The following is a 14,824-nucleotide window of genomic DNA, read 5'->3' as shown; positions in this document are numbered from 1 at the left end:
CCCGCCCATGCTGATCGAGCGGCGCCCGTCTGGCCGGCAGCGCTGGCGCGCGGTGTATCACCAGTTGCCGTTGCCGGCCAGCGCGAAAAAACTCCTGGCAGTCATCTACCGACGTGCACTGCTGCCCGCTGTGCGCGCACTGCGCGGCGTCCTGCAACCGATGGAAACCTTCGCCAGCCCATCGTCGGCACCTCAGCCACAACAGGCCGGTCTGGCGGATTACATTATCTGGGGGGCTATCGATTGGGATTTGCGCCACCAGCGCCCGCAACAACTGGCCCAGGCGCTGAGCGCCACCGGGCGGCGGGTCATCTACGTCTCGGCCTCATTGATACACGCCCCCCAGGCCGGCTTTGAACTCGAGTCGCTGGACCAGACCCAGCGGTTGTTCCAGGTCAAGCTGTTTGCCCGGGGTGCACCGCTGATCTACGCCGCAGCGCCTGACGCCACACAGGTTCGGCAGCTGTGCGGCAGTATTGGCGAGGTACTCCTATGGGCCGGCTCCGCCCGGGTGATTTCACTGGTGCAGCACCCTTTCTGGTGTGACATTGCCGGTGAATTACCCAACAGTCGATTGATCTACGATTGCATGGACCATCATCAAGGCTTCGGCGACAACGCCCCGGGTATCCTGCACCTGGAGCAACGGCTGGTGCGCAACGCCGACGTTCGGCTGTTCACCTCCGACTGGCTGGCCGAGCAATGGCCGGCCCAGGCCAATGAAACCCGCGCGATCCTGCGCAATGCCGCCGACTTTACCCGGTTCTGCACCCCACCTGCCTCGATCTACCGGGATCGCTTGCAACGCGTGGTGATTGGCTACTACGGCGCCATTGCACACTGGTTCGACCAGGCGCTCGTCGCCCGCATCGCCGAGGCGTTTCCACAGCATGTGGTGCTGCTGATCGGCGCCGATACGGTGGGCGCGCAGGCGCAATTGCGTGGCTATGCGAACATAGAATTCATCGGCGAAGTGCCCTATGCCACACTGCCCTACTACCTGCATGGCTTCGATGTGGGCATTGTGCCGTTTCATATCACGGCACTGACGCTCGCCACCAACCCGGTCAAGGTCTACGAATACCTGAGTGCCGGAAAACCGGTGGTCTCAGTCGACCTGCCAGAGATGCAGCAATTCGGCTCGCAGGTTCAGGTTGGCCGCGACGGCCCGGCGTTCATTGCCGCGATCACGCGGGCATTGCTGCCAGCGACGACCGAACAGATTGCCCAGCGTCAGGCATTCGCTGCCCGACAAACCTGGACACACCGCGCCGATACGCTCATCACCCTGGCCGAACGCCGCGACCACGCGGCACGCATCAGCGTGATCGTCGTGACCTACAACAACCTGGCGCTGACGCGGGCGTGCCTGGACAGCCTCGAGCACGACAGCGAGGGGCCTGAACTGGAAATCATCGTGGTGGACAACGCGTCCAGTGACGGCACCGCTGAATTTCTCTCGCAATGGGCGGCCGGCAGCGGCCAGACGATCGTACTCAACACCGACAATCGCGGTTTCGCCGCCGCGAACAACCAGGGCCTGGCGATCGCCAACGGTGAGTACCTGGTGCTGCTCAATAACGACACGCAGGTCACCAGCGGCTGGGCGAGTACCTTACGCCGGCATCTACAACGCAATCCCGAGCTTGGCCTGATTGGCCCGGTGACCAACAACATCGGTAATCAGGCCAGGATCGACATCGACTACGCCGACCTCGCAGGCATGCCACAAGCGGCTCGGCGCTTTACCTGCCGCCACCTTGGCGAGGTGGTCCGGCTGCCGACCCTGGCGTTCTTCTGCGTGATGATGCCGCGCAGCACCTACACGCGAATCGGCCCGCTCGACGAAGTCTACGGCCGTGGTTTCTTCGAGGATGACGACTACTGCCGACGGGTCGAACACGCGGTCCTGGTGAACGCCTGCGCCCGCGATGTGTTTATCCATCACCAGCTTTCGGCATCGTTCGCGCTCATGAACCAGGATGAACGCCAAGCCCTGTTCGAGCGCAACAAGGCGATCTATGAAGCCAAGTGGGGCCCGTGGGTGCCCCATGAATATGAGTAACTAACGCAGGTCGTCCTGTGACAATAAAAATCCCCTGGGCGCGAAGCCAAGATCCCGGGCAGCCTCGGTATGCTCGAACACCAGGTCCTGGTTCATGCGCTGCGCCATCGCCGCCGACCAATGGCGGTAGCGCGGCAGCATTCGCAACAGCAACAGGGTCATCCGGAACCCCCAGAGCGGCACCGTGAGTAAACGCGGGCGGCGGTTCTGCGCCGTGAATACGCGGGTGACCATCTCCCGATAGGGCAGCGTTTCTGCACCGCTGAGGTTGTAGGCATGACGGCACACCTGGGGTGCCTGCAACGCACGCACGCAGGCGCTCGCCACATCCTCGGCATGCACGGGTTGACGCAGTCCCATCGCGCCGCCCAACAGCGGAAAAAAGCCGAAGCGGCGAATAAAACGCGCAATCTCGGTGATGTTTTTGTCGCGGCCCTGGTCGTAGATCAAGGTCGGGCGCAGGATGCACCAGTGCACCCCATGGTCCTGCGCCCATTGCTCAACACGTGCTTCGGCGTCACCCAGCAGGCTGGCGAGACGCCGCTCTGCGGGGTCGATCGACTGGCTTTTGCTCCACCGACTGGTCGAAGACAAAACCACGACTTTGCGCGCGCCACAGGCCTGCAACAACCCAAAATGCTGCTGCAGCGCCCAAATCGGTGCCACACAGATCCAGTAGGGAATGGACTCGGCATACTCGCTTACACCCGGTTCAGGAAGCTGTTGCCAACTGACCGTGTCACTGTCACGCCCGTACTGTGGCTGCCGTGAAAAAGCGACGACCTTAAACTGTTCGCGCGCAAGCACCGCAAGCAGGCAGTGGCCTACCAGGCTGCTGGCCCCCAGCACACCGACCGTGACCTCAGACATACCCACGGATCTCATTCTGGTACGCCAGGCTGCCGGCGCACGAGCCGCTGTCCACCACAATCACGTGTAGAACGCCTTCCCCGAGGGCCGACGCCACGCACTCGCCGATCAGCTTGCCGACGTTGTACTTAACGACGCTTACGTCGCAGCTATGGATGAAACGTGGCAGCATCAAAACGCGCCTCCCATGAGTGTTGCCATGCAAATGCACGGGCTTCGTCCGCATTGCGCTCACACTGCAAGGCGGCCTCGGCCAGCTCGGAAATATCGCTGTGCGAGTGACTGATAAAAACCCCGGGCAGCCCTGAACGGCCGTGCATCTCGCCGAAATCCGTCGAGATCACTGGCAATGCCAGGCCACGGTATTCGTAGTACTTGATCGGATCGACCGACGCGGTGAGCCGGGTCTTTTTGAAAGGAATCAAGCCCACATCGAACTCGGCCATGGCGGCCAACGCCGCGCCATGATTACCGGGGGGTAACAACACAACGTTGCTCGGCAAGCGCCCGGGCGCGTCGCCGAAGACCGGCCCCATCAAACGAATTTCATCGTTGGGCCTGGCTTCAGCCAAAGCCGCCACCCAGGCCCAGTCAAACCAGGTGGCCAAGGTACCCACGTAGCCAAAAATCTTTCGACTTGATGACGTCGGCGCCCACCTTACCGCTGAGATCGCCGACAAGTCCAGGCCGTTCAGCACCTGGCATACCTCATTGCGATAACGCCGCCACTGCGTATCAAGCGTCGAACTCGATGTCCATATGACGTCCACGCGCTGGGCAATCAGCCGCTCACGGTGCGCCAGGGCCCACCTCGAGACGCCGGTATAAAACGCCGGAAAATCGTCCATCGCGTCATACAAGGACGAGCAGTGACGAAGCCGCTGCAACAACAGATATGCCAGGACCGAGGGCTTGCCGACCACGAGCAAGGCTGGGGAGGCGTGAGTGAATTGATCAATCCGCCTTAATGCATGCCGCCAGCAAAACCGGTTCACCCAGCCCGAGCCAGGTAGAGGTTCTATCGGCAGACCGCCAGGCTTGATAAGCGTGAGCCATGGCGGCGTGCCACTGGATGGACTGGGTTGCGCGCAGGGCGCAGCCGCCTTGAGATCGATCCACCTGGGCAGCCGCGTGGGATAAGGATCAACCCAGAGCACCGACGCCCCTGTGCGGCTGTGCACCCAATCGACAAACTTGTGCGGCCGCTGGGCGAAGCTGTGCCAGGGCAACGGCGAGAGAAATACCAGGCGCGTCAAGAAAAGTGCTCGTGCAGGACCTTCACGATACGCCCGGCAGCCTGCCCATCGCCGTAGGGCGAAACACCTCGCACCATGCCACGGTAGGCCGATTCGTCGTCAAGCAGGCGCTGTGCCTGCTCGATGATGCGTTCATAGTTGGCGCCCACCAGCTTGACGCTGCCCTGCTCCACCGCCTCAGGGCGCTCGGTTTCATCACGCATGACCAGCACCGGCTTACCCAGCGCCGGTGCCTCTTCCTGGACACCTCCTGAGTCGGTCAGGATGAAATACGCAGCTTTCATGGCGGCAATGAACGCCGCGTAACCCAGCGGCGCGCACAGCCTGAAGTTCGGCATGCCTGCCAGACACACCTGGGCGACGTCCTGGATCTTCGGGTTCGGGTGCACAGGGTAAAGAAACTGAACCTCAGGATTGTTCTCGGCAAGGGTGCGCAACGCTCGGCAGATGCCGAGAAACGGCGCACCAAAATGCTCCCTACGATGGGCCGTCACCAGCACCAGGCGCTTGCTCGGATCCAGATCAAGGCCGATCTCCACCTCACTGGCGGCTGTCGTGAGCAGGGCATCGATCACCGTATTGCCTGTGACGAAAACATCCGCACTGGCTACATCCTCTTTGAGCAGGTTTTGCCTAGCGCTTTGCGTCGGCGCAAAGTGCCAACGCACTAATTTACTGGTAATGATCCGGTTGGCTTCCTCGGGAAATGGATGCTGCAGATCCCACGTACGCAGGCCGGCTTCAATATGCCCCACCGGTATGCGCCGGTAAAAGCAGGCCAGGGCACAGGCCATCACGGTCGTGGTATCGCCTTGTACCAGAACAGCATCGGGCTGTTCTTCGAGCAGGACAACATCCAACTTGAGCAATAACTGCCCGGTCAGAGTGGCCAAGGCCTGATTGGGTCGCATGACGTCCAAGTCGATGTCGGGCTCAATGCCGAAAAACGCCAGGACCTGATCCAGCATACCGCGATGTTGTGCCGTGGCGACGACACGCACATCGGCCCAACGTTGTTGTTTCAAGGCCAGAATGACGGGAGCCATTTTGATAGCTTCGGGACGTGTCCCGACCACGCAAAGAATTTTTTTTACCGACACATCAAGCCTATTTCCCTATCCGATAAATGGCTGAAACGCTCAGGCGTTCAATGCCCACGCTCACGCACATTCCGCTGTGCTGTTTTGAGGCTGTGATGGTTTAAATGCGGACTGCCGGACATCGAGATGTGCCACGCCGAGACAGGTTCGTTCCGGCTTTCAACACCGATACCGCAGCATAGACACAGACTGCAATACTTGCTCGGCGGATGGACTAAAGGACGATCTGGTCCTGAGAAATTCCCGCAAATCTAAGCGAGAGAATGAGCGCACCGGTTCATGCCTGATGCGGTTGCTCTGGAAATGACGTGACCGACCTGTCGTTCGAGCCTGAAGACCGGCCAGATACAGTGCATAGCAGGCCAGCGCGGCTATCGGTTTTTTTTGGCCGCGTATGTGAAAACGTCTGCTCAGGCCTGGCTGATATCCAGCAATCGAGGCATGGCAATGGCCAGATAGTCCTGCGTATCGAGCACCATCGACGCATCCAGCCGCCCCGCGTTGAAGGCTATTTCGGCGTAGCCTGTGGTCAAGGCCGGATCGACGATCAATTGAATCCGCTCATCGAAAACAAACGGAGGGATGGCGCCGATCCGACACCCGGTCAGTTCCATGGCGGTTTCGGCCTTCACCAGCTCGGCTTTTTTCCCGCCCAGGGCCGCTCCGACTTTCTTCATGTCCAGCTTCTGGTCGCCCGGCAGTATCACCAGCGCATAGGGGCCGGCCTGGCCCTTGAGGGCGCAAAGCATGGCCTTCGCGCCTTGGCCGGGCTCGGTGCCACGGATTTCGGCGACGCGCGCCGACTGACCCTCGGCATCGTGCATCAACACCCGGTAAGAGGCTGAGCGGGCATCGAGTAATGCCACGAGGCGATCGAACATGGGATGCATGTAGTTTTCCTCTGGTTTACAGGAGGTCGTAGGACAGCTTGCTGATCAGAATCACCAGCAACACCAGGAATAGAGCCCGGACAAAGGGCACGCCTTTGTGAACCGCCAGCCAGGTGCCGGTGAGCGCGCCCAGGATGTTGAATGCCGCCATGGGGATTGCGATCAGGTAGAGCACGTTACCCGTCGGAATGAAGAATATCAGTGCCGCTACGTTGGTCGCGATGTTGACTAGCTTGGCCGATGCCGAGGCATGAAGAAAGTCGAAGGCGAAGCAGCGGATAAACAGGAAGATCAGGAAGCTGCCAGTGCCGGGACCGAACAGACCATCGTAGAAACCGATGGCGCCGCCGATGATGATCGCCAGCAGTTTTTCCTTGGTACCGATGCGCATGGGTTTGTGCAGAGCGCCGAAATCTTTTTTCCAGAAGGTGTAGATCGCCATCAGCACAATCAACACCAGCACCGCCGGCCGGATCATCGACTGGGGCACGAACGACACGGTGGCGGCTCCGAAGAAGGCCATGACAAAGGCCGCGCAGGCGGCGGGGATCACAAGACCCCAGTCGATCACCACCTTGCGCACGAAGGACCGGGCCGCGAATGCGGTGCCGCAGGCGGCCGCGACCTTATTGGTCCCCAGCAGCGCCGCCGGTTGAGCGGTAGGTAGCACGTTGAATAGCGCGGGAATCTGGATCAGTCCGCCGCCGCCCACCGCCGCATCGATCAGGCCGGCGGCGAAGGCGAACACGCAAAGGATGACAATATCGACCATGAAATCAGGCTCTGACTATGTAGGGTTGATGAGGGTCCAGCGGTACCACGCGTGCCGGATCATTGACCCCGAAGACACGCAACATCCAGCGATCACGGCCGTCGTAGCGGGGGGTAAAACCATCCCGGGCATGCAGGGTTTGCTGGTTCTTGAAGATCAGCATGTCCCCCGGTTGCAGCATGATGTGGTGCACGACATCGGGATGATTGGCGGCGGCGGCGAACAGCTGGAGGGCAAACTGCGCAGGGGCGCAGGTCGCTTCGACACTCGCTTTGTTGTAACGGCAATACAGGCCATCGGTTGCGCTTCTGTAGAGCAAGGGGACGTTTTCCAGCACATTCCCCTGTTTGCCGAAGGAGGCCGGTCGGCGAACGGTAAAGTTCGGTCGTGACAGTTCTTCTTCGACGTAGGCCGGCAGAATGGCCAGCACCTCGTCAATGGCGACGATGCGCGTCGGCACGTCGAGCTCGCAGCGCAGGCCGGTCAGGGACAGGTACTCCGGACAGGCCGACAACTGCGAGATGGGTTCGCAGGTCAAAGGCAGGTGAGGGTTGTCGACATGCATGTCCAGATCCGCCCGCGAGCCATAGGAGCTCTTTTCGGTCTCCCGCTTGCGCTTGGGCGATACATGACGGAACACGGAGTCGGTGCTTTCACCCTCGTACGCCAGCGGACGGGTTTGCAGAGTGTGCAGCACGGACAAAATAGCCCCGGCCAGAATCGACAGGTTCTCGATACCCGGCTCCAGGTCATAGGGCGTGGCGGGCAGTTGCGGGTCCAGCGGCAGCCCCCTGACGATCATCGCCACGTCACGGGCCTGTGGAAAATTGCGCAGCTGTTGGATTTTCTCGGTGCCCAGGACACTTTCCAGCAACCGCCCCAGGACCGGCATCTGGCGGATCCCCGAGGCGCTATCGGTCACGTCCAGCGACGCCAGCCCGGCCTGAAGTGTGCGTTGTTCTTCCAGCGACAGATGAATTTGCGGTATCTCCCGTCGGGTTGAAGTCACTGATTTTTTTTCCAGCCTTTCATGAATGACTTCATCAATACACGCTGCGGCTTTCCCGATTACTTCATCCAGCTTCGACACGTCCTTGCGCTCCTGTTTGCACCATCCTTGTGGGTTGAACGGGAAGGTTAACGGAAGGGCCTTTTTTGTGTTGCAATGCCGCGTTGTGAAAAATGCAATGAGGTGGAGAGTGGCATTGAATATGTTGGGGGAACTTGAAGCCTTCGCGACCGTGGCTCGCAAGCGCAGCTTCGTCGCCGCGGCACGGACGCTTGGGCGCTCCCCCAGTGCACTGACCCGCGCCGTTCAAGCCCTGGAGGAAAGTGTGGGGCTCAAGTTGTTCAATCGCTCGTCCAATGCCGTGAGCTTGACCGAAGCGGGCGAATGCTTATTGCCCCACGCGTACAAAATGCTCGATCTGCAACGTGAGGTGGATGAAGACCTGGCCGGCCTCAGCGGCCTGGCCTCCGGCTGGATCCGCTTTTCCGCCCCCGAGGTGCTCGGACACGGGGTATTGCCCCGGTTGATCGCGCAATACTGCGAGCGTTATCCAGACGTTAACATCGATGTGATCTTCACCGATGAGATCATCGACCCGGCCAAGAGCAAGCTGGACTTCTCGATTCGCGGCGCGTTTCCACAATCCAGCGACTTGATCGGCTTTGCGCTCTGGAGTTACTCACGTTACCTGTATGCCAGCCCCGGCTACCTGGAGCGCAACGGCATGCCCGACTCCATCGAGGCACTGGAGGCGCATTCGCTGATCCTGCATACGGCGCCGCGGATTCTCAAGGAGTGGAATTTTCGCAGCGAGGAGCAGGCCATCAGCTTTCGGGTTCATCCAAAATTTCGCTTCAGCTCCGGCCTGGCGGTATTCCAGGCAGCCCTGGCGGGCGTCGGGATCGCCCGCCTGGCCGATTGGATGGCGGAACCCGAAGTGGAAACGGGGCGCCTGCTCCGGGTGTGTCCTGAGTACAAGCTCACTTCCAGCAGCGGTGAGAGCCCACAGATGCACGCGGTATACCCGGCGGGAAACTTGCCGCTGCGGGTGAAGGCATTGATGGAGATGATCCGTGGCTTAGGTGAAAGCCTCGAATGTAAACGCGGCGCAGCACCTCCATGAACTCGGCCCTCACGTCGCTGTGAGGGGGGGCACTCAAGCATTCCTTCGATTGCGGTGGCCTGCGATTCCCACGCGGGTGGCCGTGTGTTGCTCAGGAGCGGGTACACCAAAACCCAGGCATTCGATGGGCCGGGAAACCACAGGTTCAGGTTACGGTGCGCCCGCTCAGGTTCAACGTGTGTGATGCGTGGAAGTACTTCGATCAGCGTCGAACGTCCGCCCTGGCTAAGACTGGGCCGCGCGTCCGTTTCTGGCCGATTCTGTTGAAAACCTCGGCTGCGCCCTGAATATCAAGGCTTAGCCATATAGGATCGAATGTAATCAATCACTGATCATGAATGAACGTTAAATACCTGCGTCATCACAGACGCGTCAGTGGCTGTGGACATGGGGCATAGAAGCAGGACCAACGGCGTACTCCTCGTCCGTGACCTTATCCAGCCATGCAACGTTTTTGCCATTCAACGCTTCTTGCACCGCAATATGAGTCATTGAGGTGGTGGCGGTTGCGCCGTGCCAGTGTTTGTGGCCGGGCGGGCACCAGATGACGTCGCCTGCGCGAATCTCGACGATGGGCTCACCTTCGCACTGGGTCCAGCCGCAGCCGGCGGTGACGATCAGGGTCTGGCCCAGTGGATGGGTGTGCCAGGCCGTGCGCGCGGCAGGCTCGAAGGTGACGCTGGCAACGGACACTCGGGCCGGTTCCGGCGGGAAGTTCAGGGGGTCGATTCTCACGGTTCCGGTGAACCATTCCTCCGGGCCTTTGATGGAGGGTTGCGAGCCTGGGCGTTTGAGTTCCATGAGTTTTCCTTTCGTTTCGGTGATGGGGTTGAGGTGTGCATGCAGCGGTGACCTGGGTCAGGGCCGCTGCAATGCCGACTGATATCAGTGATGTGCGCCATCAGGTCTGATCGGGCAGCGCGTACGCCACGATGTAGTCTCCCTTCTGCGCAGTGGCGGAGTTGCCGCCTGCGCTGATGAGCACGAATTGCCTGCCGGTCTTGGGCGAGACATAGGTCATGGGCGTGGCCTCAGCCCCGACCGGCAAACGTCCTTTCCAGAGTTCTTTGCCCGTGCGCACCTCGAAGGCACGAAGGTAGAAGTCCTGAGTACCGGCCATGAACACCAATCCCGTCGAGGTGGTGATCGGGCCACCGCGAGTAGGCATACCGATCGGTATCGGCAAATGGGTTGCGATACCCAGCGGACCGGTCTGCTCGGTCGTGCCCAAGGGCATTGACCACGCGACCTTGCGTGTCGCCAGATCGATGGCAGTGAGGGTGCCGTAAGGCGGTTCCTGACACGGAATGCCCAGCGGCGACAGGAACCGGCCCTGCTCGATACCCCATGGGGTGCCCGCCTGCGGCGCATTGCCTTCATGGCCACCGCCATTGAGGGTTTTCTCATCGTAGGCGGCGCGTGGAATCATGCGATTCCAGATGGCGACACGGGTGTCGTTGACGATCATGTACCCCAGGTTTTCAGCGATGGAAACCGAACCCCAGTTCATGCCACCCAACCAGCTCGGATACTGAATCGTCAGACGCTCACTGGGCGGTGTGAACTCACCCTCATAGCGTGCCTTGCGAAAGTCGATCCGGCAGATCAACTGGTCCAGCGGGGTAAGACCCCACATGCGTTTCTCGCTCAGTGGTTCGGTGCCGATAGAAGGCATGCCCACAGAGTAAGGTTGAGTCGGTTCGGTATGATCATCCGCCACGCCGCCCTGTGGAACCGGGCGTTCCTCGACCCGTGCTATTGGGGTGCCGGTGCGCCGGTCAAGCATGAAAATCTGGCCGCGCTTGGTGGTCTGGATCAGCGCAGGGAGCATCCCGCCATCACCATTCGGAACGTCATAGAGCGCGGGTTGCGAGGGTACGTCGTAGTCCCAAAGATCATGGTGAACGGTCTGGAAATGCCAGCGCTCGCGACCTGTCGCGATGTCCAGCGCCACGATGGACGATGAATAGTGCTCATCGGCTTCGGTGCGGTGGCCGCCCCAGAAATCCGGAGTCGCGTTGCCGGTGGGCAGGTAAATCAAACCCAGCGCATCGTCGAAGGAAGGCGTGGACCAGACATTCGGTGTGCCAGGGGTATAAGTCTGGCCCTCTGGCGGCTCACGCATGATCGCCGGATTCCCCAGGTCCCAGGCCCAGACCAGTTTACCGTTACGCGCATTGAAGGCCCGCACCACGCCGGATGGCTCGCCGGTTTTCTGGTTGTCCCACACGAGGCCGCCGACCACAACCAGATCGCGAACGACGGTAGGCGCGGCGGTCGGGAAGTAAAGGTCCTGGTCCTGGCCACCCATGCCGATGCGCAAGCTCACGCTGCCATGGTCGCCAAAGTCAGTGCAGGCCTGCCCGGTCTGCGCATCCACCGCAACCAGTCGAGCGTCGACCGTCGTGGCTATGATCCGTCGCGTACAGGCTTGCACGGTTGCGTCCGCGCCGGAGGCTGTCTGTCCAGGTGTCACGTCGTAGTACGCGACACCGCGACAGCGCGGGTACGTGTTGTTCGCCTGAACCTTGGGATCGTGATGCCAGATCTCTTTGCCAGTGTCGGCATCCAAGGCAAATAACTGACTGGACTGGGTACAGCCGTAGACCATCCCGTTCACGTGAAGCGGCGTTACGACATGGCCTTGACTACCGACAGGTACCTCGCCCGTCCGATACGTCCAGGCCACCTTCAGATCCGACACGTTCTGCGGTGTGATCTTGTCGATCACAGCGTGACGCGTGCCAGAAGGTGTGTGACCGAAATAGCGCCAGTCGGTCGCAGGCACGACCGTGCCGACCGCGTTGCCCGGCACGGGCGCGGGCATTGCGTCAGCCGTCTGGATGGGCTGCGGCTGCAGCGAGGTGTAAAAGGTCACGCCCAGACCGGCCGCCACCCCTGCCGCTGCCAGGTACGCCAGCGGTGCCGATGCTGGACGTCGGCGAGCCCTCAGGTGCGGGACCGCCAGCAGTACGAAAACCAACGCCACGCCCAGCACGAACAGCCGGGAAAACAGCGGCCAGAATGTCAGCCCTGCATCCCACAGCGACCACGCGACAGACGCCGCGAACACTAGCAGATACATCACCGCACCCGGTAAGCGTTGCCGCACCAGAAATACGCCGCTGACGACCAGGCCTGCTCCCGCCAGCGCGAAGTACCATGACCCGCCCAGCACGATGAGGTAGCCGCCCCCCACCAGCAGCGTCACGCCGACAAGCAAGACGACGATGCCGAGAAGAATGAGCAGTGCGGTAGTCAATCTGGAAGTGCTCGATGGCGGCATGGATCCGGTTTCCTTTCAGGTATTTTTCAGGCAACGCCGGCCAATGACTTCAAAAAAGTTGAAATCCTGGGGCTAAGGTTGTGTTGTAGGGCGTGAGGCGTTTTCGGAGTCACATCACATGGGTGCAAGCACGTCAGCGCATGACGAATCCACCATCCACGGAAATGGATTGGCCAGTGACGTAGCTTGAGGTCGAACTGCTCAACCAGAGCACTGCGTCGGCAATCTCTTCAGGTTTGCCGTGGCGCCCCATCGGGATCATTTGCGTCATGCCAGCCAAAGCATCGCCCTGCCCCTCTGCAACCATCTGGTCGGCCATCGGCGTCCAGACCAGCCCTGGGCAGACCGCGTTGATGCGGATGTTGCGTGCGGCATATTCCAGAGCCGCACTCTTGGTCAGGCCGATCACGCCATGCTTGGCAGCATGGTAATTGGCACGCTCCGCGCCGCCCACCAGGCCACCCAGCGACGAGCAGTTGACGATGGTGCCGCGGCCTTGGCGACGCATGTGCTCCAGCTCGAACTTCATGCAGCTCCAGACGCCCCGCAGGTTGACTGACATGACCTTGTCGTAGTCCTCGACCGTAGCGTCAGCGATCTCCGCTAGTTTGTTCTGAATTCCCGCGTTGTTGAACGCAGCGTCCAGACGGCCAAAGGTGGCAACTGTCTCCTTGACCATGGCTTCGACCTGATCGATATCAGCCACGTCGCAACCAATGCCGATGGCGCGATGACCTTGGGCGATCAGCGCCTGGGCTGCGGCCTGTGCGGATTCGCCGTTGATGTCCGCCAATGCCACTGCCGCACCTGCACGTGCAAACGCCTGCGCGGTGGCCAAGCCGATCCCTGATGCGGCACCGGTGACCAGCGCGACCTGGTTTTCGAATGAAAAGCTCATGGGTGTGTTCCTCTATTTCGATAGATCAAGGGGGGTTCAAGGAGTCAATGTTCGCCAGGGGCGCTCAGCACCCACACGGCGCTGACGATGCAGCCCACACCACAGGCGGCCAGTACCAACCCCATCGGCCGGGGTGTGCCGTCGGCAAAAATCGCGACAAGCGCCGAGCCGAAAATGCCCGCCCCATATTGCAGGGCGCCAGCCAGCGCCGAAGCTGATCCCGCGAATTGCGGCATGCAGCCCAGTGCCCCCGAAATAGAGTTGGCCAACACCAACCCCGTCGCCGACACAAACAACAGGCATCCGCAGATCATCAGCGGCAGACCGCCCAGATCAGTCCATGTGTTGATGGCGAGCATCAGTCCGGCGATGCATGAAATCAGCCCGCCCACGGTCATCATCGTGTCGCTTGTGTAGCGGTTGAGCAGCCTGGCGTTTATCTGATTGGTCAGCATCAATCCGACGATGCCCGCGCCAAACAAGATGCCGTACCACTGCGGATCGACGTGGTAATACGTGATGTAGGCAAACGGAGAGCCGGCGATGTAAGCGAAGGTCCCGGCATAAAAGAATCCACCCGCAGCGGCGTAACCGATGAATTTGCGGTGCTTTAGCAAGTCTCCATAGCGAAGCAAGATTGCACGGGGCGAAGCAGGCGTTCGACGATGAACAGGAAGCGTCTCGGGCAGCCAGAGCAGGCTGGCCAATGTGGTCAGTGCGACCAGCACCAGGGTCCAGAAGATCGCCTGCCAGGACAGCCAGTGCAGAATCTGCCCACCAACGGTCGGGCCCGCCAACGGAGCAATCGCCATGATGGTCATCAGGGTCGACATTTTCTGCGCGGCACATCGACCTTCGTACAGGTCGCGCACCATGGCTCGCGCCAGGACGACATTGGCGCACGCCCCCAGCGCCTGAACCACTCGCCAGAAAATGATTGTGGTGCCGTCAGCGGCCAGCGCACAGCCGCTGGAGCCGATGATGAACAGCAGCAGCCCCAGTGCGACAGGCAAGCGCCGCCCGAAGCGATCACTGAACGGCCCCCAGAACAGCTGGCCCAGACTAAATCCCGCCAGATAACCGCTGACCGTCAGTTCCATGATGCCGCTGGTAGCATGCAGCGACGTCGCCATGACCGGCATCGCAGGCAGGTACAGATCCGTCGAAATGGAAGCGAACGCCAGCAACGCACTTAGAATCAGTAGAACGCGCAGCCCGTGGCCAACAGTAATGGTCGATACTTCGGCGTGCGCGACGTCAACACGCGGTGTAATCACTTCCAGTTTGCTCACTGTCTGTTCTCTCGGGGCCGGATACGAACGGTCGCTGCACGGAACGTTCGCTGATCATGGGTTGCAGATAATGGCGGCTCGTCGCTCGTGTTCGAGGGGTTACGGTAGTCAACCGTGGCTGAGACGGGTACCCGGTGCATACGGGATGTTCTTGTGAGCATTGCTCATCAGTGGTGGGAGCCAACTGCGGTTGTTGTAGCGCTCTATTGATGAGCGTCATTCATCGTTTCATGCCGATTTTGCCGAGTAGTCCTGCAAGCGAT

General features: G+C 60.7%; 13 protein-coding genes. 2 read left to right on the top strand and 11 right to left on the bottom strand.

The window, feature by feature from the left end:
• Nucleotides 1-7 precede the first annotated feature (7 nt).
• The gene (locus AC07OT_RS25800) at nt 8-2,065 is read left to right on the top strand and encodes a glycosyltransferase (RefSeq protein ID WP_495109384.1); all 2,058 of its coding nucleotides are present in this window, start codon (nt 8-10) and stop codon (nt 2,063-2,065) included.
• Here the strand turns inward: AC07OT_RS25800 and AC07OT_RS25795 are convergent, their stop codons facing one another.
• From AC07OT_RS25795 to AC07OT_RS25765, 7 genes are all read right to left on the bottom strand, one after another.
• Nucleotides 2,066-2,935, bottom strand: coding sequence for an SDR family oxidoreductase (locus tag AC07OT_RS25795; protein ID WP_495109383.1), 870 nt, complete (start codon nt 2,933-2,935; stop codon nt 2,066-2,068).
• On the bottom strand, nt 2,928-3,107 hold the full coding sequence (locus AC07OT_RS25790) for a hypothetical protein (RefSeq protein ID WP_495109382.1): 180 nt from the start codon (nt 3,105-3,107) through the stop codon (nt 2,928-2,930). The genes AC07OT_RS25795 and AC07OT_RS25790 overlap by 8 nt, the downstream gene beginning before the upstream one ends.
• Entirely contained in the window at nt 3,085-4,191 is a 1,107-nt protein-coding gene (locus AC07OT_RS25785) for a glycosyltransferase family protein (protein WP_495109381.1), read from the bottom strand. The genes AC07OT_RS25790 and AC07OT_RS25785 overlap by 23 nt, the downstream gene beginning before the upstream one ends.
• On the bottom strand, nt 4,188-5,291 hold the full coding sequence (wecB, locus tag AC07OT_RS25780; protein WP_495109380.1) for a non-hydrolyzing UDP-N-acetylglucosamine 2-epimerase: 1,104 nt from the start codon (nt 5,289-5,291) through the stop codon (nt 4,188-4,190). Before wecB ends, AC07OT_RS25785 begins: the two co-directional genes overlap by 4 nt.
• Nucleotides 5,292-5,701: 410 nt before the next feature.
• Nucleotides 5,702-6,181 (bottom strand): YbaK/prolyl-tRNA synthetase associated domain-containing protein, encoded by a 480-nt coding sequence (locus AC07OT_RS25775; protein WP_027603983.1) that lies wholly within the window; start codon nt 6,179-6,181, stop codon nt 5,702-5,704.
• A gap of 16 nt (nt 6,182-6,197) precedes the next feature.
• Nucleotides 6,198-6,953, bottom strand: a complete 756-nt coding sequence (locus tag AC07OT_RS25770; RefSeq protein ID WP_495109379.1) for a sulfite exporter TauE/SafE family protein — start codon at nt 6,951-6,953, stop codon at nt 6,198-6,200.
• 4 nt (nt 6,954-6,957) lie between these two features.
• Entirely contained in the window at nt 6,958-8,043 is a 1,086-nt protein-coding gene (locus tag AC07OT_RS25765; protein ID WP_495109378.1) for a TauD/TfdA family dioxygenase, read from the bottom strand.
• A 109-nt stretch (nt 8,044-8,152) separates the two neighbouring features.
• Between AC07OT_RS25765 and AC07OT_RS25760 the strand changes: the two genes are divergently transcribed.
• Nucleotides 8,153-9,085 carry a LysR family transcriptional regulator gene (locus AC07OT_RS25760; protein WP_495109377.1) on the top strand — a complete coding sequence of 311 codons (933 nt, stop codon included), beginning with the start codon at nt 8,153-8,155 and terminating at the stop codon, nt 9,083-9,085.
• Nucleotides 9,086-9,457: 372 nt separating this feature from the next.
• Here the strand turns inward: AC07OT_RS25760 and AC07OT_RS25755 are convergent, their stop codons facing one another.
• The 4 genes from AC07OT_RS25755 to AC07OT_RS25740 form a co-directional block, all read right to left on the bottom strand.
• The gene (locus AC07OT_RS25755; protein WP_495109376.1) at nt 9,458-9,886 is read right to left on the bottom strand and encodes a (R)-mandelonitrile lyase; all 429 of its coding nucleotides are present in this window, start codon (nt 9,884-9,886) and stop codon (nt 9,458-9,460) included.
• A gap of 100 nt (nt 9,887-9,986) precedes the next feature.
• The gene (locus AC07OT_RS25750) at nt 9,987-12,371 is read right to left on the bottom strand and encodes a membrane-bound PQQ-dependent dehydrogenase, glucose/quinate/shikimate family (protein WP_495109375.1); all 2,385 of its coding nucleotides are present in this window, start codon (nt 12,369-12,371) and stop codon (nt 9,987-9,989) included.
• A 133-nt stretch (nt 12,372-12,504) separates the two neighbouring features.
• Nucleotides 12,505-13,269 carry an SDR family NAD(P)-dependent oxidoreductase gene (locus AC07OT_RS25745; protein WP_495109374.1) on the bottom strand — a complete coding sequence of 255 codons (765 nt, stop codon included), beginning with the start codon at nt 13,267-13,269 and terminating at the stop codon, nt 12,505-12,507.
• 44 nt (nt 13,270-13,313) lie between these two features.
• Nucleotides 13,314-14,561 carry a multidrug effflux MFS transporter gene (locus tag AC07OT_RS25740; protein WP_495109373.1) on the bottom strand — a complete coding sequence of 416 codons (1,248 nt, stop codon included), beginning with the start codon at nt 14,559-14,561 and terminating at the stop codon, nt 13,314-13,316.
• Nucleotides 14,562-14,824: the final 263 nt, after the last annotated feature.

Source organism: Pseudomonas sp. GW821-FHT09C10 (assembly GCF_059418085.1).
This window is presented reverse-complemented; position numbering and strand designations above follow the sequence as displayed.

What these genes read in the sequence shown, in the direction of transcription:
- AC07OT_RS25755 (WP_495109376.1), bottom strand. Translation starts at nt 9,886, where the DNA reads ATGGAACTCAAACGCCCAGGCTCGCAACCCTCCATCAAAGGCCCGGAG.
- AC07OT_RS25750 (WP_495109375.1), bottom strand. Translation starts at nt 12,371, where the DNA reads ATGCCGCCATCGAGCACTTCCAGATTGACTACCGCACTGCTCATTCTT.
- AC07OT_RS25745 (WP_495109374.1), bottom strand. Translation starts at nt 13,269, where the DNA reads ATGAGCTTTTCATTCGAAAACCAGGTCGCGCTGGTCACCGGTGCCGCA.
- AC07OT_RS25800 (WP_495109384.1), top strand. Translation starts at nt 8, where the DNA reads ATGCTGATCGAGCGGCGCCCGTCTGGCCGGCAGCGCTGGCGCGCGGTG.
- AC07OT_RS25795 (WP_495109383.1), bottom strand. Translation starts at nt 2,935, where the DNA reads ATGTCTGAGGTCACGGTCGGTGTGCTGGGGGCCAGCAGCCTGGTAGGC.
- AC07OT_RS25775 (WP_027603983.1), bottom strand. Translation starts at nt 6,181, where the DNA reads ATGCATCCCATGTTCGATCGCCTCGTGGCATTACTCGATGCCCGCTCA.
- AC07OT_RS25790 (WP_495109382.1), bottom strand. Translation starts at nt 3,107, where the DNA reads ATGCTGCCACGTTTCATCCATAGCTGCGACGTAAGCGTCGTTAAGTAC.
- AC07OT_RS25770 (WP_495109379.1), bottom strand. Translation starts at nt 6,953, where the DNA reads ATGGTCGATATTGTCATCCTTTGCGTGTTCGCCTTCGCCGCCGGCCTG.